Raw genomic sequence first — 18,191 nt, 5'->3', positions numbered from 1 at the left:
AACCTTGAGGATAGTCCAGTAAGGGTGTTTGTCGAGCGATATGCATCCGATAATGATGATTATGATACATTAATTATTTCAGTCGGAATATTGACTATAGTCCGTTTGTGATGGTAGAATTTGCGCATAAATAGGCAGTACATCGCTCAATTACCGCATTATCTCTAATTTCGTTTGCATCATGATAGTTCAATTACTTACAAATAATTATTCTATATTTACATACCTGAGAGTGGGTCTTGAAAGCGATTTACAATTTGTGAAAGCGCTCTAATGAGAGCACAGGATTGTCCATTCCATCGAAGGAGAAATGGGGGTAGTGGAATGTCGGGAACCTTGGCAAGAACTCAGTTCGGTTTGGTGGAAGGTTTAAGAGAAGGGGACGTCTGTGTTTGGAGAGGTATACCGTATGCAGCGCCTCCCATAAATTCTCGTCGGTTTCATCCACCACAAAATCCTGAATCATGGACGGGTGTGAGAGAGACAAAGGAGTTCGGACCGGCGTCTCTCCAGTCGAAGAGCCCTTCGATGGAATTTTTACTCGACTCTCCAGTAAGCCAAGCTGAGGACTGTCTATATCTGAACGTTTGGTCGCCGTGCGCGGATAGTCACAGACGCCCTGTGATGGTCTGGATACATGGTGGGTCATTCAATTATGGTTCGGGTTCAAGCTGCATGTATGATGGGAGATTTTTTGCGGAACAAGGCGTCGTTGTAGTAACGATTAATTACCGCGTTGGTGTATTTGGCTTCCTGTACCTCGGTGAGGTTGGCGATGAAGACTATCGTGATTCGGTAAATTGTGGCCTCCTCGATCAAGTGGCTGCATTGAAGTGGGTAAATGGGAATATCGACGCATTTGGTGGCGACCCGGACAATGTAACGATCTTTGGAGAATCTGCGGGAGCCGTTAGTGTTGGCAACCTTCTATCAATGGCAAGTGCAAAAGGGCTGTTCCATAAAGCAATCCTACAGAGCGGGACAGCGAGAGCGAATGTAACTCGCGAAACGGCGAACGAACTGACAAGGAAACTTCTGGATGAACTTCAGTTGAACACGGGAAATTTATCGAAATTAGAGCACTTGCCTGCAGAAACCATTATGAATGCTATTGGAATTTTTCCACGCAGGGTCTTCGGTCCTGTCGGAGACGGTGTCGTCATGCCCGAGCGACCGGACTTAGTACTCGCTGAGGGCGTCGCATCAAATATACCTGTCATAGTTGGGACAAATTTAGATGAGTCGCGGCTCTTTACTAATTTTGATCCCGTATGGAAAGGCCAGACTGACGAACAAAACGTGAAGAAAATATTAGAATCTTCCTTTCAATCCTTGTGGGAAGCCGTATATCAATCCGTGATGCAAAATGGAGAACTCACAAGGAAAAATTATGAGGACGCAATGACGCACTATGTGTTTACCTACCCGGCTATATTCTTCGGCGAAAGTCAAGCGAGAAATGGTGGTCAGGTTTGGATGTACCGCTTCGATTATGAGAGCACTGCTCTTGATGGAAGTCCTAGAGCTTATCACGCACTGGAGATCCCGTTTGTGTGGAATACAATACGTAATCCTGAGACAGAACGGATGACAGGCAGTGATGCGAATCGCTTCATCGTTGCGGAACACATGCATAGACGGTGGATCGCCTTTGCGCATCATGGCGATCCTAATGTGCCTGGGTTGCCAAGCTGGCCGCAGTACGACCCGCAATACAGGTCCACAATGATTTTCGATGTAAATAGTGGTGTTGTGATGGACCCTGATTGTCAGAAACGTTTGAGTTGGGAACAGGTATTTAGACATAGATGAAGTGCTCACCGTGACGACCGGTAACCGTTTGTACGCAGATCGGATGAAATTTGAAGGGGGTGAGGTTGGAGAAACCATGAACTGGAGGGTACAGGGCAGCCTAGTGGCTACACATTTACATACGTACCTAGTCTGGAACTGCAAAATACCAGCTATACAAGGGGGAATTAGTATATGAGGATGAAAAACAGTTTATTGGCGCTCGGACTGGTCATAACCTCATTGACGTTCGTGTTGGCCGGATGTGGCAACTCTACAAGTTCGACCTCAAGTAACAGTACGCAATCCTCCCCAGGCAAGCCCCAACATGGCGGCGCAATTACGATTGCTTATCCCGTGGATATTACTAACTTTGACCCGCTCAAAGGGACTACGGGCAATGACTTCGCTCTGCTTTATCCGGTCTATGATACGCTCATTAAACTGAGTGCAAAGTTGAAACCAGAGCCCGAGCTTGCGACATCCTGGAGCATGCCCAACAGCAAGACGATTATCCTGAACCTCAGAAAGGGAGTTACGTTTCAAGATGGAACGCCCTTCAATGCAGCTGCAGTAAAGTTCAATATTGACCGTGCTAATTCACCGCAATCCCTAGACACAGAATTGAATGATGTAAAAAGTGTGCAAATTATCAATAATTACACTGTGGAGCTTCATTTATCGCAGCCCGATTCCTCCATCTTGCTCTCCTTGGGAGAGCGTGCTGGCATGATGGTTTCTCCGACAGCAATCAAAAAATATGGTAATAATTATCCTCAGCACCCTGTGGGAGCTGGCCCGTTCGAGGTCACTAAACACATTCCTAACGGAGAAATTGTTTACACTGCTTACAAACATTACTGGGACAAGGGTCATCCGTATCTTCACCAAATCACAGTCAAAGTAATACCGGATGCCAATTCTGAAATCAACGCCTTGATGACAGGCCAGGTTGACTTTGTTCCCGGTGTCGCACCGCAAATGGTTGCAGCATTGAAGAAGAAGTCAAATATTGTTTTGAGCGAAACTAATTCATTAGGGTTTCAGATGCTCTACTTGGACACAGGCAAGAAACCGTTTAATAACAAGGCGGTTAGATTAGCTGTATTGTACGGAATTAATCGGTCACAACTTGTGAATGCGATTAACTTTGGGCTCGGGGTACCTACATCTCAGCCCTTTCCAAAGGGATACTGGGCGTACGATAAAAATATCAACATTCCATATGACCCTCAGAAATCGAAGCAATTGCTTAAAACTGCCGGTCTGACGCATGTATCGTTCACATTACTGACTTACCCAATCGCCATTTGGGAAAACTTAGCGAATGCTATCAAGGGGCAATTGGCCAATATTGGGATAAATGTGACTGTGCAAACGATGGAGCCAAACGCGGCTGTTCAGCAGTTCCTTGTGAACAAGAATTACAGTTCATTGACAGGAAACTGGGGAGGTACACCTGACCCACAAATGACAATTGATGGACTGTTCTCGACCACCAGTCTTTACAATACAGGAAAGAGCATGACTCCAAAACTAAAGTCACTGTTGTCAGAGGTGAATTCTACCTACAATCAAGCCAAGCTTGCAAAATTGTACGGACAAATTGACAACGAGGCGATTGTAAAGCAGGGGTTCATAATCCCTCTATTCACGACTCTCAATATTAACGCGATGGACCAGAGGATTCATGGCTTCACGCCCAGTTTAGGTGCCACAATGTTTGCTAACCTCTGGGTGAACTGAAATTACGCTGCATGGTGAAGCGGAATTGATATCCTGCTTCACCATGCTACTAAGGTGGGGTTATGATGTTTTTGAAATTTCTCCTAAGGCGTTTACTGTACGTCATACCACTGCTGTTGGTCTCGACGCTGGTTGTATTCTCCTTAACATTACTAATCCCTGGCGACCCGGTTTTGGCCATGCTTGGTCAGACGGCCACGCATTCAAAAGTTTTAGAATTACGACGTCAATTGGGACTCAATCAACCAGTGATTATCCAGTATTTCCATTGGCTGATCAATGCGATTCACGGAAACCTAGGTAGGTCTGTCTTTACCGGGGAACTTGTGAGTCAGGCTGTCTCACAGACATTTTTTGTGACGATGCAACTGGTCGTCGTAGGGATGATTTTTTCCGTTGCGGGCGGTCTGTTTTTTGCTATTATGTCCATTTACTTCCCCAACAGCTGGATGGACTACGTCGCACGCTTTTTTGGAACGTTAGGTACAGCCATACCAAATTTCCTGCTTGCGATGATACTAATCATCGTTTTCAGTTTGAAGCTGAATTGGCTTCCGGCGACTGGCTTTACGAATGTTACGGCTGGACCGATATCCTTTTTGAAAGAAATTCTATTACCTGGGTTTTCACTGAGCCTGGTTGGCATTGCTGTCATCACAAGGCACTTGAGATCATCGTTAATGGAGACCATGGATGCAGACTATGTTCGCACTGCCTATTCCAAGGGTGCAAGTCGCTACCGAGTGATTTTCAAACACAGTCTTCAGAATGCCATGTTGCCAGTAGTAACCACAATCGGTCTCTTGTTCGGAACCATGTTGGGAGCGACTGTTGTAGTAGAAAACATATTTGCTATTCCAGGTATGGGCCAACTCATCGTCAACGCGATTGGTCAACGCGACTTTCCAATTGTGCAAGGTGTAGTGCTTGTCATGATTGTCATGGTGGTTGCTATCAACTTCATTACAGACGTTGTCTATGCCCTGTTGGACCCGCGGATTGATTTCTAGAGAGGAGCCGTAGTCATGAGTTTTAAAATTGTTTTTAAGCGATTAATGGCAGAAAAACTTGCCTTTGTCAGCCTGATTTTTCTTGTCATTCTCGTCATCATCGCAATACTGGCTCCTGATATTATCCCTTATGGACCATTCCAACAAGACTTATCTCAGGTCATGTCGCCGCCAAGTGCCAGGCATTGGCTAGGCACAGATTCATTGGGGCGCGACATTTTTAGTCAACTAATCATGGGTTCCCGGACCGCGATTAAGGCAGGACTGTTCTCCATTGTGTTTCCGCTCTTAATCGGTGTGCCGCTGGGGGTTATGAGCGGTTATTTTGGTGGCATCATGGATGACATTTTTATGAGAATCGTGGACGGAGTCATTGCGGTACCTGCCATTATTCTGGCCTTGGGGATTACAAGTGCATTGGGAGTTAACCTTTGGAACGCCATGATGGCGATTGGTATCATATTCACCCCGCAATTCGCTCGACTCGCGCGGGGACAGACTCTGCAGATACGGTCAGAACCTTATGTAGAAGTGGCGAAGATTTCGGGCTCCGGACCTCTGTGGATTATTAGCAAGCATATTATTCCTAATATTTCTCCTCCAATTATTGTTCAGGCTTCGTTTAATCTCAGTATCGCGATTCTCATTGAGACCACGCTGAGCTTCCTTGGTATGGGTGCTCAACCACCTGACGTGAGTTGGGGCAGCCTGATTCAGCAAGGCTACACAATGATGGACGTAGACCCATGGATGATGGTGTATCCGGGGATTGCCATCATGCTGACAATCTTGGCGGGAAACTTTCTCGGGGACGGTCTTCGGGTAGCGCTGGACCCTAAATACCGCAAGCTGTGAAGATGGGAGGGGACAATTTGAGTACCGATGCACCACTACTGGAAGTGAGAAACTTACAAGCGTATATCCCGTCATCGAAGGGCGTGATAAAGCCTGTGGATGATGTTTCATTTTCCATTCGCAAAGGTGAGATAGTAGCGTTAGTCGGTGAGTCAGGAAGTGGAAAAAGTGTCACCTCTCTATCCATTATGGGGTTGAATGCAAGTGCCATCAAATATCAGGCGGAGAGTTCTATTTTGTTTGAAGGCCAAGATTTACTTAAATCAAGAGAACGGGAACTTAGGAAAATTCGCGGTAATGATATCGCGATGATTTTCCAAGATCCGATGTCTTCCCTAAACCCCGTCCATTCAATTGGAAGACAAATTGCAGAATCTCTGGTCCTTCATAAGAAAATAAATTACGTGCGAGCAAAAAAGACGGCTCTGGAGTTATTGAATAAAGTAGGCATTTCGGATGCTGAGAGACGGCTCGATGACTATCCTCATCAATTGTCGGGTGGGATGAGGCAGAGGGTCATGATTGCAACAGCACTTGCATGTAATCCAAAACTGCTCATTGCTGATGAGCCGACAACTGCGCTCGATGTCACCATTCAGGCGCAAATCTTGAATCTCCTAAGAGATTTACAGAAGGAATTTGGCATTTCCATTCTGTTGATTACTCATGACCTCGGAGTTGTAGCTGAAACTGCTGACCGCGTTCTTGTCATGTATTGCGGAAAAATAGTGGAGGAAGGCTCCGTTGGCGATGTCTTTGAAAATCCCAAGCACCCTTATACGAAAGGGTTAATGGAGAGCATTCCTCCTCTATACGGGCCTTCCAAAGAGAGTCTGAATGCAATTTCTGGGGTTGTTCCGAATCCGCTAGAACTACCCAAAGGGTGCAACTTCGTCACGCGCTGTGCTTTTGCAACGGACAAGTGCAGTGAAGCTGCTCCGAGTTTGCAAGAGGAAGGCTTTGGAAACCGAGTTTCATGCTGGAATCCAATACGACGGCAGGGGGAGAGGGAGAGGGAACATGACAGGGAATCAGCCACTATTGTCACTGAGAGGCATTAAAAAGTACTTTCCCGTAGGTAGTGGGCTTTTTGGTAAGAGGAATCACTTTATAAAAGCTGTGGATGGCGTGGAACTTGATATTTATCCCGGTGAGACAGTGGGTCTGGTCGGTGAGTCTGGATGCGGTAAATCCACAATAGGGAGAATGGTTGTTGGACTTACGGATCCGACGGGTGGGGAAATTTATTTCGATGGCAAAAAACTGTCTGATTACAAAAGAGGGAAAGACTTCGGAAGAGATCTACAAATGATTTTCCAGGATTCGTACTCTTCGCTTGATCCGCGAATGACCGTTTCCGATATTGTTGCCGAGCCGCTTGTTCTTCACAAATTCGGAACAAAAATAGAGAGAAAGAAGAGAGTGGATGAACTGCTTGAGAGAGTTGGACTGGCTAGCTATCACAGTAGCCGCTATCCGATTGAGTTTTCAGGCGGACAGCGGCAAAGAATCGGGATAGCGCGTGCTCTCGCCTTACAGCCAAAACTAATTATTTGTGATGAACCTGTATCTGCATTAGACGTCTCAATTCAAGCTCAGATTTTGAATTTGTTAAAGGAAATCCAGAGGGATATGGGACTTTCCTATTTATTTATTGCCCACGGGATGCAAGTAGTCAAACACGTCAGCGATAAGGTTGCTGTTATGTATTTGGGTAGAGTCGCCGAATTTGCAAGGAAGGAGGAGCTCTTTGAGAATCCGCAGCATCCCTATACAAAGGCACTACTGTCAGCCGTACCTTTGCCTGATCCAAAGCTCAGGGATAGGGAACGTATTATCTTAAAAGGAGATTTACCCAGCCCTGCAAATCCTCCAACCGGATGCCGTTTTCACACACGTTGCCCAGTTGTGATGGAAAAATGTAAGACCACCGATCCAACGCTCCTTCAAATCGCAGAGGACAGATGGACGGCTTGTCTGTTACACAACGCACAACGAACATAAACAATGAAGTAATGTGTGAAATAGAGGGGAATCATCTCATCTGCTTGGAGGTTACTATCATGGGGAAATTGTCTGGCAAATATGCCATTGTTACCGGTGGAGGAAAAGGGATTGGCGAAGCGATTGTGAAGCGCTTCTTGGCGGATGGACTCGAAGGAGTAGCGATACTTGATTACGACAGGAATACTATGGAGACAATGGTGTCGACGCTGGGTCATGCAAGCAGCGAAGTACTCGCGATTCCATGTGATGTATCCAATGACAAACAAGTAGAGGAGGCCGTGTCCCACGCTGTAAGTACATTCGGATCAATTGACATCCTCGTCAACAATGCCGGCATCACCCGGGATAGCATGTTTCACAAGATGTCAGATGAGTCTTGGGATGCAGTTTTGAATGTAAACCTCAAGGGGGCATACCACCTCTGTAAATACGTCGTACCTATCATGCGTAATCAGTCTTACGGGAAGATTGTCAACATCTCATCCATTTCTGCGTTTGGAAATGTTGGTCAAGCAAATTACGCTGCCTCAAAGGCAGCGTTAATTGGGTTCTCAAAAACGCTCGCTAAGGAGGGCGGGCCGAAAAATATTCGTGTAAATTGTGTCGCTCCTGCTTTCATTGAAACAGAGATGTACGAAGGTGTACCTCAAGAAATTGTAGCTGAGCACATAAAGCAAATACCAATGAGAAGACTTGGCCAGGCAAGCGAAGTAGCAAATGCTGTAGCGTTTCTTGCCAGCGATGAGGCTAGTTTCATATCAGGGCAGTGCCTCATTGTAAGTGGAGGTGTGTCGGCTCTATAGCGCACTAGAGTCGGGGCAAGCACTGCCGATTGCGGTTTGTCCTTGGGTTTCAATGAACCGCCTTTGACAGACGTGTAGAAATTTACGTATCGAAGGTTTATCAACAGGCAGAACAAAAAATACTCAATCCAAAGGTGAATGCATAATTGGACGGCAAAATTGTAAACCTACTGTGGCTTGCCAAAAGTGAGTACCCATCCGGGAGCAGTCTTGAACCTCATTCCCATGATTATTATCAGATTTACTATGTCATTAGTGGAGAAGGAGATTTCATCATAGGTAAAGACCATATGACCCTAACCAAGGGAGAATACATCTTCACTAAACCTGATGATATTCACGGCATTTCTACCACGAGAGATGTAGACGGGGATTCTCTACGAATGCTCGAAGTGAAGTATGTGGTCTTTGATACTGAGCTTCAGGAAAATCTGAATCAAATCCCGCTCGTATGCCAAGGCTCGGACGATATTGAGCAAATGCTGGATCTTGTGTTCACTGAAGCAATTGAGACGCTTCCCTGGTATTTGGAAGTCGCTACACACACGTTCATTGCCGCGCTTTACCACATGATTCGCTATCAAAAAATTGAGCTCGCCACTAATAAGCGGACGTCTGAGATAGTGGATACGATTCGGCAGAACATACAGGACAGTTATAAAGACGACGTCACATTGGATCAATTATCCGAGATAGCGGGTCGAAGTAAAAATTGGATTTGTAGAACATTCAAACAGACTACAGGTATGACCATTAATCTCTACCTAAATAAAGTACGTATTGACAAAGCTGCAGAGTTACTGGTCAACACGAATTGGGGCATATCAAAGATTAGTCAGGCCGTGGGCTATAACAATATTTCGCATTTTATCAATTCGTTTAAGAAAATTGTTGGTACCTCACCTGGTAACTTCAGGAAGAATGAACTCAGTGGTAACGCTCTTGTGAGTTCCAATGTCAGGGCGATTGCGACGATTCCAGCTCAGAAGGCAAGGAGCGATGTATAGATATTGTCACACGGAAGCGACTGATCAACCAGAATCCTACATGAATGAGGTGAGATGAATGTCGATTTTGTCGGGAATACGAGTGTTGGACTTAACACATTATATCGCTGGGCCTTATTGTAGTCAGATACTCGCCGACTACGGCGCAGACGTCATAAAAATTGAACGAATAGAAGGGGAAATTGGGCGCACATCGGCGCCACTACACGACGATATTAGTTTGTATTTTGTTTCTGAGAACCGGAACAAAAGAGGGCTGTCTTTGGATATGAAGACTGTCAAGGGGCGGGAGATTTTTTACCGATTGGTAGAAACGGCGGACGTTGTAGTGACGAATTATGGTTCAAGCGTGCCTCAGAAATTAGGATTTGACTATGACACAATCTCAGCGATCAACCCAAGAATCAGCATGGTGCACATAACTGGATTTGGGGCAACTGGACCTTATAAAGACTACGGAGCGTATGACGGCGTTATTCAGTCCATGAGTGGACTGGCGGAACTATCCGGGCACCCTGATGGACCGCCTACCTACGTCGGTTTTTTTGTCGCCGATCACTTAGCTGGATTGCAAGGTGCCCTCGGTGCCATGTTGGCTTTATTTCATAGGGAGCGAACAGGAAAGGGTCGCTTTGTTGATATTAGTATGCTTGACGGGCTGGTATCGTTGCTAGGTTTCAGTGTTGCTGAAGCACAGCTAGACGGAGTCATCAAGCAGAGATGGGGGTTGAGCGACCGCTTTCAGGTCTCGAAGGCATTTCCGACTCAGGACGGTTATGTATTTTTAGGTGCATATCTCAATGCCCCTGACAATAAATGGGCTGCATTTGCTGAGTTAATCGGGAAAAGTGATTGGGCTCAGAGTCATTCTCAATTCTATACCGAACAAGGCAGAAGAGAGAACAGGGAAGTACTGGACTCGGAAATTTCCAAATGGACCCTCCAACACACAAAGGAACAGGCCTTTGTACTTCTGCAGCAAAGTGGCATTGCAAGTAGTCCGGTCAATAATCTTGGGGAGGTATTAAGCAATCCTCAAATTGAGCACAGAGGTATGGTTCAAACGCTATTGATGCATGACGGCTTAGCTGTTGCTGTTCCAGGCACGGCGATAAAGATCGCGGGAAGTAATATCAAAGAACCCACCTTACCTCCGTCCCTAGGGGAGCATTCAGAAGAGATATTAGCTGATTTAGGATTTTCGGAAATGGAGATCAAAGATTTGGAGATGAACAATATAATTCGCGTCGAAGCTCGCAGTGCTCCGGTCTAATCGTTTGAAATGACGGTTTCTATGTGCCAAACAGAACATCATCAAGATGGGCTGCTGAAGGGAGTTGTAACTGTTGCAATTTCGTAAGAGCAAGGATGACATTGTTTGTGTCAGTGCAGTCAGGACTCCATTTGGCCGTTTCGGTGGGTCATTGAAAGACATGGATATTTATGACCTCGGTGCCATAGCCATGAACAATGCTATGGAAAGAATTAAACTCGACCCAAGTGTCATTGATGAAGTGTGGTGGGGGAACGGCGACACCAGCAGCACGAAAGATCCGTTTACACCAGTTGTCGCCCGTCAAACCATGTTGAAGGCAGGAATCGCTCCTGAAACTCCCTCAGTAACCATTGACCAGGCTTGCACGTCAGCCATGAGTTCTGTCAAGTACGGTGCCCGAAGTATCAGACTCGGAGAGGCCCAGGTAGTTTTGACAGGTGGTTCTACTAGCTTCAGCACAGTTCCATTTTTCTTGCGCGGTCTTCGGTGGGAAGGGAAAAAGCACTCTTCCTTTATTGTGGAAGACCCAATCATTCCACTCGGCTACGCGGACTATGCACCAGTAGCAGTTGACTCCGGTGATGTTGCCATCGAGTATGGTGTCTCCAGAGAAGAACAGGATGAGTTAGCTTTGGCGAGTCACAAGAAATATGGTCAAGCTTGGCAGACAGGTTTCTTTCAACGCGAGATGATGCCGCTTGACATAGTGCGGACGGACAAGAGGGGGAACACCATCTCACGAGAGACCTTAGATATAGATGAGCAATATCGAGCCGATATCAGCGCAGAACAATTAGCCAAATTGCAACCCATTTTTGGAAATCAAACCTGCACTGCAGGAAATTCGCCAGGCTTGAATGATGGGGCTGCCACACAAATTATGACCACAAGAGAACATGCGGAGAAATTGGGGCTCGATGTTCTCTATACCTTAGTGTCTATTTCAACCATGGCTCTTCAGCCGAGAATCATGCCTGTATCTCCGGCATTCGCCATAAAGAGGTGTTTGGACGATTCTAAGTTGACGATCAGCGATATGAAATTCATTGAGATCAATGAAGCATTTGCCTGTGTACCATTGGTTTCAACTAAATTGTTATCCAATCCCAGATTTCTGGAGAGCGATTACAGGGAAATGGTCAGTGAGGCATCGTCGAATCCAATCCTTGATAATGACGAAGCGGTCTATGAGGATTTGAAATCCAGACTGAATGTGAATGGAGGTGCCATTGCTGTTGGCCATCCGAACACCTCTAGCGGAGCTCGCATCATGATGACGGCCGCATATAACTTGTTGAATCACGGCGGTGGTTATGCCGCATGTGGCATTTGCGGAGGTTTGACTCAAGGTGCAGGAGCAATCATCTGGGTTGAATAAACAATGCGTCGGGCATCAACCAAAATTCTATGCTACATAAGATGTCGCATAAGCTTGACCCGCAAATACACTAGGGAGTTAACGCGCATTCCAACATCATGTTGACCAAGGTAAGGGAGGCGATTCACTGTGGGGAACACGCTTCGAGTAACAGTCGTAAACTGTGGTTCAATGACCTTCGACAGAAGTGTAGTCATGACAGGGGCAAGCGGGGACATCACCATCCCAACTGCCGCCTACATTATCGAGCATCCTCGTCACGGACTCATCCTATTTGATACGGGCTTAAACTACCACGGTGCGGACCCTGAAGAAGCTGATGTTTACTGGGGACGAGGACTGCGTGACGCGCTGGGTTGCTCAATGGAACGTGATCAGGCTATTGACAGACAACTGGACAAGCTTGGGTATCAATTGGCAGACGTGAGGGTGGTCGTACTGTCACACATGCACTTTGATCATGCTGGAGGCATGTGCCATTTTCCGAATGCTACCTTCGTGATACAGAAAAAGGAGTTGCAGTACGCCTGGTGGCCGGATGAATTCTCGAAAGGTGTTTATTTCTATAATGATTACAGGGAGACACGTAACTATCGATTTGTCCAGCTAAATGGCGATGTTGACCTGTTTCATGATGGAACCGTGCGACTGATTGCAACACCTGGTCATAGCCCAGGGCACCAGTCCATGCTTTTGCAATTGAAGAACCGGGGTCCATTGTTACTTGGGGCAGATGCAGCCCATCTTCAAGACGCGTACCGCACGTTCAGTTGCATGCCGTTTGATTGGAGTATAGAGAGTGCGACAGAAACGTATCATCGGATTCGACAGTTGTCTCTTGCGCAGGTGGAAGTAGTATTTTCGCATGACCCGGATGACTACGATCGACTTCCACATGACGGAGAATGGGCCGATTAGTTTACCTATACCATTGGACTCATTTTCGGTACCGTTTTGATGATGGCGAAGGCCGGCCCGCACAGCGTTCTTCATTTTAGCTACGCAAACAAGCTATGCGCGAGAATTTTAGTGTTCAAGGACAAGGAAGACATTTTGCTCAGCTTCTTCGATGACCTGAACGGCGTTTACCAGGAAGTGTTCAAGCTAGGCAGTGCGATTCCAGACCCACTTGAGCAGTTCAAGTACACGGTTCGTGAACTCTATCGGTCCATTGACCAAGTTTGGGAGCTCTTCATTATTATGTACGAGGACTATGGGACACTCGACAAGGACACCTTGCGTCAAGTCCTCAACATGGAACGTGAAACCTCGAACGCGATTGCTCAGATCATTCGTGGCGGTCAAGAGCAGGGAAGGTTCTACTCGGGCGTCGACGCTGACGTACTCGCGTTTGATGTGGTGAGTCTCGGTCACATGTGGGCGTTGAAGAACTCCAACCGTCTCAGAAAATGGCTGTCACTGGAGCAGTACATCGAGTTTCATCTGCAATTTTTCATGGCACTGTTGAAGCAAGGAGAACGCTAAAATCTTCGGAGCTATGAATACGCTTTCGCGCGGTGTGAGAGGAGCGGCGTGTTGAGCGAGCAATCTTAAATGAAACGCCCATTGCCGGCGAGGATGAACCAGAAAAGGACTTGACTCAGCAGGTGCCGATGAGGTCTCGCTGTCGTCTGTGACAGCGCCCCGCTCCGCCGACGTCACTGTTTCAACGCGGACTTTCAGCCTCGCCGAGGAAAGTCCGCAACCTGTTCAAACCCCATCCCCATCCCCAAGGGAGACCTTGCGAATTGGCGCCAAAAGTGCCATCTTGTCCATAGAGCTACAGAGTGCCTCCTCAAGAAGAGGTGAACAGTTGTTTCATTCGATGTTAACCTATGTGCACAAACATGCTTTGCATAAGCTGTTCCTTATATTCATGGTTCCGCGCATTTCCTATGCTCTAATCGCCTGGCTCATCGGATATCTGACTCATGACTCTGCCGGTCTATATCATGATTTGCACCGCACGCTATTTGTCTCCGACTCATTGTGGTATTACTCCATTGCGTCATCCGGATATGACCACGGGCACTTTACACTCGCTCAACAAGCCAATTGGCCCTTCTTCCCGCTTTATCCATGGCTGACAAAGTTCATCCATGTATTCGTTCCAGCCGTGCACATGGTTGCCATTGGCATGGCCATCAGCAATATCTCCTTCTTCGCATTTATGGTGTTGCTGTACAAGTGGATGAAGGATACGTTGTCGGAGCGGGTCGCCATGACGTCAGTCATCATCGTCGGGTTGGTTCCACTCTTGCCATTTTTCATGGCGTATCGTGCTGCGAGTTTGTTCATGCTTCTGAGCGTGGTCTGCCTCATTCTGATTGACAAGGAAAAATGGGCTTGGGCTGCAGTTGTTGGTGGAATCGCGAGTTTGGAACGGCCTGTTGGCGTGTTGCTCGCTGTCCCCTTTTTGTACCGCTTGTGGATGGACTCCGGGTGGTCAACAGCAAGGAAAATCGTACGGTCTTGCCTGCTTCCGCTGTTTGCCGTAGGATATGCAACCATGACCGTCATCAGCTACCTGTCAACTGGGTATGCTTTGGCCTTTATCAAGATACAGGCGACATGGGGAAGGTTTCTGACGTACCCGTTTCATTCAACCTACGACTGGTTTCGTCACCCTGTCCTGACATCAGACGGAGGATGGTCCATACCGTTTCTTAGCATCCTGTCATCCCTGTTTGCCGTTATCGTTTCCATATATATATTAAAAGATAAACAACTGAGATATCTGGGTGTATACCTCTTACTGACCTCGATTCTGGCGAACTGTTACACGACATACCAGGGCGTTCCAAGATTTGTCGCAGAATGCGTGCCCATCTACATTGGGATGGCGCTCTTCACAGAGAAATTCAAGTTAAAATATCCGGTGTATTCCATGTCAGCGGTGTTTCAGACGCTGTATATCGTGCTGTGGGTGATGGGCATCAAAGGTGTCTTAACCTGATCAAAGGATCCCATGGCACAAACTGACTAGTCCACATTGCATGCGGTAATGACCCGATTGAGCCTTCTTGTCCTGCGGCGAAGAAACGATAATGGTTTTAGTACCGCACCACGGATACACCCCACAATTTTGAAACCACGGGCCACATTGTCCGTGGCTTTTTCTGCAGTGGTGCATACAAACGTATAGAGAACAGGCCGGGTTTGAAACGCGGTAGTGGTTCCGGATGTCCTCTCAGTAGGAAGTGGTCGATATGTTCGTAACGCTACTGCTGGTGCCTTTGGTGGGCCTCATTTGTGGCCTGGTTCTATTCAGGGGAAAGTCGTTGCCGATTCCCGACGAAAGACCTGTGCCGCGTGGTAGAATATCCGTCATCATTCCTGCGAGGAACGAGGAACAAAACCTCCCTCGGCTATTTGAATCGCTGGCAACTCAGACAACGCGTCCTGACCAAGCGGTTTTGGTGGATGACCACTCTAGCGATGGCACGTCTACGATTGGCGAAAGGTACGGCGTTGAAGTGTATCGTGCACCAGAGCTCCCAACGGGATGGACAGGGAAGAACTGGGCCTTGTGGAACGGATATCTCCATGCTGACGGAGATATTTTGGTCTTTTTGGACGCGGATGTCCGCTTGGCTCCTCGGGCCGTTGAGTCCTTGCTGTTAGGACAAAGCCGGGAAGGGGGAGTCGTATCTGTCGTTCCATACCATTTGGCAGAAAAGTTCTACGAGAAGTTCGCTATGGTATTCAATGTGCTTGGCATCTTTGCTTTTGGCTCGCCCTTTGAAAGACGAAGTACGAAGAAAGGTGTGTACGGTGCCTGCATCGTGGTCTCGAGGAAGGACTATGAGACAATCGGCGGGCACGAGAGTATTCGGTCGGAAATGCTTGATGACTTGAATTTAGGCGCGCGGTTTCAAAACGCAGGCATTCCAGTCACGAATTATATCGGTCGTGGATTGGTTTCCTTTCGCATGTATTCCGGCGGAATGAGAAGTGAGGTCGAGGGATTCTCGAAGGGTGCCATCTTAAGCACGGCTTCCCTCCATGGGTTCACCCTGCTGTTCGTTATCTTGTGGATTATCGGTCTGCTTGTCTCGCAACTGTCGTTGCTGTTTATACACATCGCTCACTATCCGCTTTTGCTCGTCGGCTATGTGCTATATGCGATTCAATTTCTGTACTTTAACCGGAGCGCGGGGCGTTTCGGTCTCTTGCATCCCGTCTGCCACTTGCTATCGACAATGTTTTTTCTCGTCGTTGTCGGATACTCCACCTACCAGGCCGTGTTTCGCAAGCGGGTCGTCTGGAAAGGCAGGTACATACACGTCGGGGGTGGCAGATTATGACCGTGGTGCTGACCTGCATCTGTCTGCTTTCGGGATCACTCATGTTTTCGTACTGGTTGGGTTTGCTGGCGAAAGTCAATCTGCGTGGGGTTGGAGACGGGAATCCGGGTGCCTTTAATCTCTGGAGAGGCGCCGGTTTCAAGTTGGGTCTCCTCGGCGTTGCGCTCGACTTCGTCAAGGGGTATCTACCAATCTTCCTCATTTTGCATGCTGGACTCGCTTCGGGATATCAGCTTGTCGCGATTGCCCTCGCACCCGTCATCGGCCACGCATTTTCACCGTTTTTGCGCTTCAAGGGAGGAAAGAGCCTGGCTGTCACGTTTGGCGTGTGGAGTGCTCTCACAATGTTTCGGGCTTCTATCTGCTTCGCAATCATCTTGGCCCTGATGTTCCTCGTGGTCAGGGTCCACAAGGGAAAGGCCGCGACGAGTACGGAGGATGGGATGCAAACCACCTTCGGGTTTCTGCTGTTATCCCTCTACCTACTGATTGCGAAATCTCCCACGGCATTCTTTTGGATTTGGCTTGGGAACTTCCTCATCCTCCTTTGGAAAAGCAGAGATGCGGCGGCAGCATTGTTCAAAGGCAAAACAACCCCTGCGAGATAGCTTCCTCCTGTACCATTAAGTAACTCCGCAACTGCCTTGCCCATTCTGACAATCCCATACAGGTAAGAAGAATGGAGTTCAGTTCCAACTAAATCAATTGGACGAGTTACAGCCCCGGTGCCGGTATATGATTGGTGGTTCCAACTACACAATAGGTGCCTCGAAGAGGGCTTATAGAACCTAGGGAGGTTGTCTATTAATAGGTGATCATAACGGAGCCTCTGAAAACGCAATCGTTCTGTGTACAGTTGTCTGTTTAAGTTAATTAAATTGTTATTTTTATTGTTGACAATATAGATAACTAATATGATAATGAATCCGCCGGCAATTGTGTGACAATTCCCGAGTGTAAACGGTGACATAAGAGCAGGACACATTTGTTTGGCAATGATGGGACCCATCTTAGGAGGAGGATGTTGTTGATGTCCGTGAATGGCTCTAACAAGACACTGCAGTTACTAAAGGGTGCTTATGATCTTCATCTACATGTTGCACCTGATTTGGTTGAACGACGCATCGACGATATTAGTCTCGCAAAGGAATTTTTGGACAATGACTTTAAGGGTTTTGTATTAAAGTCTCATTACTACCCTACGGTGGAGCGTGCCCAAGTGGTGAATAAGGCCGTTCCCGGCATATCGGTTTTCGGCTCTGTGGTCTTAAACCACACAGTGGGTGGCTTTAATCCTGTCTTGGTAGATATCGCTGGAAGATCAAAGGGAAGAATTGTTTGGATGCCGACTTTTGATGCGGAGAACGAAAAAGCAGGGAGAATTGACACGCCGGTAACGGACAAACTTCCATTTTGGGCCAAAATACAGCGACAAATTAACTCCAGGGGCATCGCGCCAGCTCCTCTGACAGTGGTCGATCAAAATGGCGATATTCGAACAGACGTGAAAACTTGCTTGGAGTTAATCGCTGAGTACGACATGATTCTGGCAACTGGCCACCTGAGTCGTGACGAAATATTCGCCTTAGTTCCTGTCGCCGTTGACCTCGGTGTGCGGCGAATCATCATAACCCACGCCCTCTACCCTGCGGAAAATTTGTCTGTACCTGACCAGGTCGCACTTAGCGAAATGGGGGCATTTATTGAGCACAGTTACACGACCTTTTACACAAATAAGGCTTCGTGGGACCTGTTGTTCGAATCCGTCAAGGCCGTGGGTTCGAGTCATTGTATTTTATCCACTGACTTGGGACAGACGATCAATCCACCTGTTTCCGCAGGCTTGGTAGACTATGCGAATCGGTTTTTGGACGTGGGTTTTACTCTGGATGATGTGAGGACAATGATGGTCGAAAACACTATGAGAATGGTTGAACCTGACCTCGTCCCGCGTCGATTTTCATAGGTAAGGAGTTGTCAGGCGTAGCCGGTGCTCGCGCTGCGCACTTCG

At 47.4% G+C, this 18,191-nt stretch carries 16 protein-coding genes; all 16 read left to right on the top strand.

From position 1 onward, the window contains the following. Positions 1–273 precede the first annotated feature (273 nt). The 16 genes from JC200_RS02850 to JC200_RS02775 all read left to right on the top strand — a co-directional run bounded on the left by JC200_RS02850 (position 274) and on the right by JC200_RS02775 (position 18,146). On the top strand, positions 274–1,812 hold the full coding sequence (locus JC200_RS02850; protein ID WP_338000194.1) for a carboxylesterase/lipase family protein: 1,539 nt from the start codon (positions 274–276) through the stop codon (positions 1,810–1,812). A gap of 174 nt (positions 1,813–1,986) precedes the next feature. Further along, on the top strand, positions 1,987–3,537 hold the full coding sequence (locus tag JC200_RS02845) for an ABC transporter substrate-binding protein (protein ID WP_274434678.1): 1,551 nt from the start codon (positions 1,987–1,989) through the stop codon (positions 3,535–3,537). A 65-nt stretch (positions 3,538–3,602) separates the two neighbouring features. Beyond that, positions 3,603–4,547, top strand: a complete 945-nt coding sequence (locus tag JC200_RS02840; protein WP_274434677.1) for an ABC transporter permease — start codon at positions 3,603–3,605, stop codon at positions 4,545–4,547. Between the two features lie 15 nt (positions 4,548–4,562). Then, a complete protein-coding gene (locus tag JC200_RS02835) occupies positions 4,563–5,402 on the top strand; it encodes an ABC transporter permease (RefSeq protein ID WP_274434676.1) in 840 nt (279 codons plus the stop codon). Between the two features lie 17 nt (positions 5,403–5,419). After that, positions 5,420–6,463, top strand: a complete 1,044-nt coding sequence (locus tag JC200_RS02830) for an ABC transporter ATP-binding protein (RefSeq protein WP_274434675.1) — start codon at positions 5,420–5,422, stop codon at positions 6,461–6,463. After that, positions 6,423–7,406 carry an ABC transporter ATP-binding protein gene (locus JC200_RS02825; RefSeq protein ID WP_274434674.1) on the top strand — a complete coding sequence of 328 codons (984 nt, stop codon included), beginning with the start codon at positions 6,423–6,425 and terminating at the stop codon, positions 7,404–7,406. The genes JC200_RS02830 and JC200_RS02825 overlap by 41 nt, the downstream gene beginning before the upstream one ends. A 59-nt stretch (positions 7,407–7,465) precedes the next feature. Next, the gene (locus JC200_RS02820; protein ID WP_274434673.1) at positions 7,466–8,212 is read left to right on the top strand and encodes an SDR family oxidoreductase; all 747 of its coding nucleotides are present in this window, start codon (positions 7,466–7,468) and stop codon (positions 8,210–8,212) included. Positions 8,213–8,358: 146 nt separating this feature from the next. Then, the gene (locus tag JC200_RS02815) at positions 8,359–9,219 is read left to right on the top strand and encodes a helix-turn-helix domain-containing protein (protein ID WP_274434672.1); all 861 of its coding nucleotides are present in this window, start codon (positions 8,359–8,361) and stop codon (positions 9,217–9,219) included. Positions 9,220–9,277: 58 nt separating this feature from the next. Next, positions 9,278–10,492, top strand: coding sequence for a CaiB/BaiF CoA transferase family protein (locus JC200_RS02810; protein ID WP_274434671.1), 1,215 nt, complete (start codon positions 9,278–9,280; stop codon positions 10,490–10,492). A gap of 73 nt (positions 10,493–10,565) precedes the next feature. Next, complete coding sequence (locus tag JC200_RS02805) at positions 10,566–11,873, top strand: thiolase family protein (RefSeq protein WP_274434670.1); 1,308 nt, start codon at positions 10,566–10,568, stop codon at positions 11,871–11,873. A 129-nt stretch (positions 11,874–12,002) separates the two neighbouring features. After that, positions 12,003–12,791 carry an N-acyl homoserine lactonase family protein gene (locus tag JC200_RS02800; protein ID WP_274434669.1) on the top strand — a complete coding sequence of 263 codons (789 nt, stop codon included), beginning with the start codon at positions 12,003–12,005 and terminating at the stop codon, positions 12,789–12,791. Positions 12,792–12,902: 111 nt separating this feature from the next. Then, on the top strand, positions 12,903–13,358 hold the full coding sequence (locus tag JC200_RS02795) for a TetR-type transcription factor C-terminal domain-containing protein (protein ID WP_274434668.1): 456 nt from the start codon (positions 12,903–12,905) through the stop codon (positions 13,356–13,358). 328 nt (positions 13,359–13,686) lie between these two features. Beyond that, on the top strand, positions 13,687–14,829 hold the full coding sequence (locus tag JC200_RS02790) for a hypothetical protein (RefSeq protein WP_274434667.1): 1,143 nt from the start codon (positions 13,687–13,689) through the stop codon (positions 14,827–14,829). A 253-nt stretch (positions 14,830–15,082) separates the two neighbouring features. Further along, positions 15,083–16,180: a glycosyltransferase family 2 protein gene (locus tag JC200_RS02785; protein WP_274434666.1), complete on the top strand. Its 1,098-nt coding sequence runs from the start codon at positions 15,083–15,085 to the stop codon at positions 16,178–16,180. Then, entirely contained in the window at positions 16,177–16,788 is a 612-nt protein-coding gene (locus JC200_RS02780) for a glycerol-3-phosphate acyltransferase (protein ID WP_274434665.1), read from the top strand. The genes JC200_RS02785 and JC200_RS02780 overlap by 4 nt, the downstream gene beginning before the upstream one ends. A gap of 422 nt (positions 16,789–17,210) precedes the next feature. Continuing rightward, positions 17,211–18,146 carry a DUF6282 family protein gene (locus JC200_RS02775; protein WP_274436451.1) on the top strand — a complete coding sequence of 312 codons (936 nt, stop codon included), beginning with the start codon at positions 17,211–17,213 and terminating at the stop codon, positions 18,144–18,146. Positions 18,147–18,191 lie beyond the last annotated feature (45 nt).

Origin of the sequence: Alicyclobacillus sp. ALC3 (genome assembly GCF_028751195.1) — a bacterium.
GTDB lineage: Bacteria > Bacillota > Bacilli > Alicyclobacillales > Alicyclobacillaceae > Alicyclobacillus_L.
Note: the sequence above shows the minus strand (reverse complement) of the source record. Positions and strands in the feature narration are given on the sequence as shown.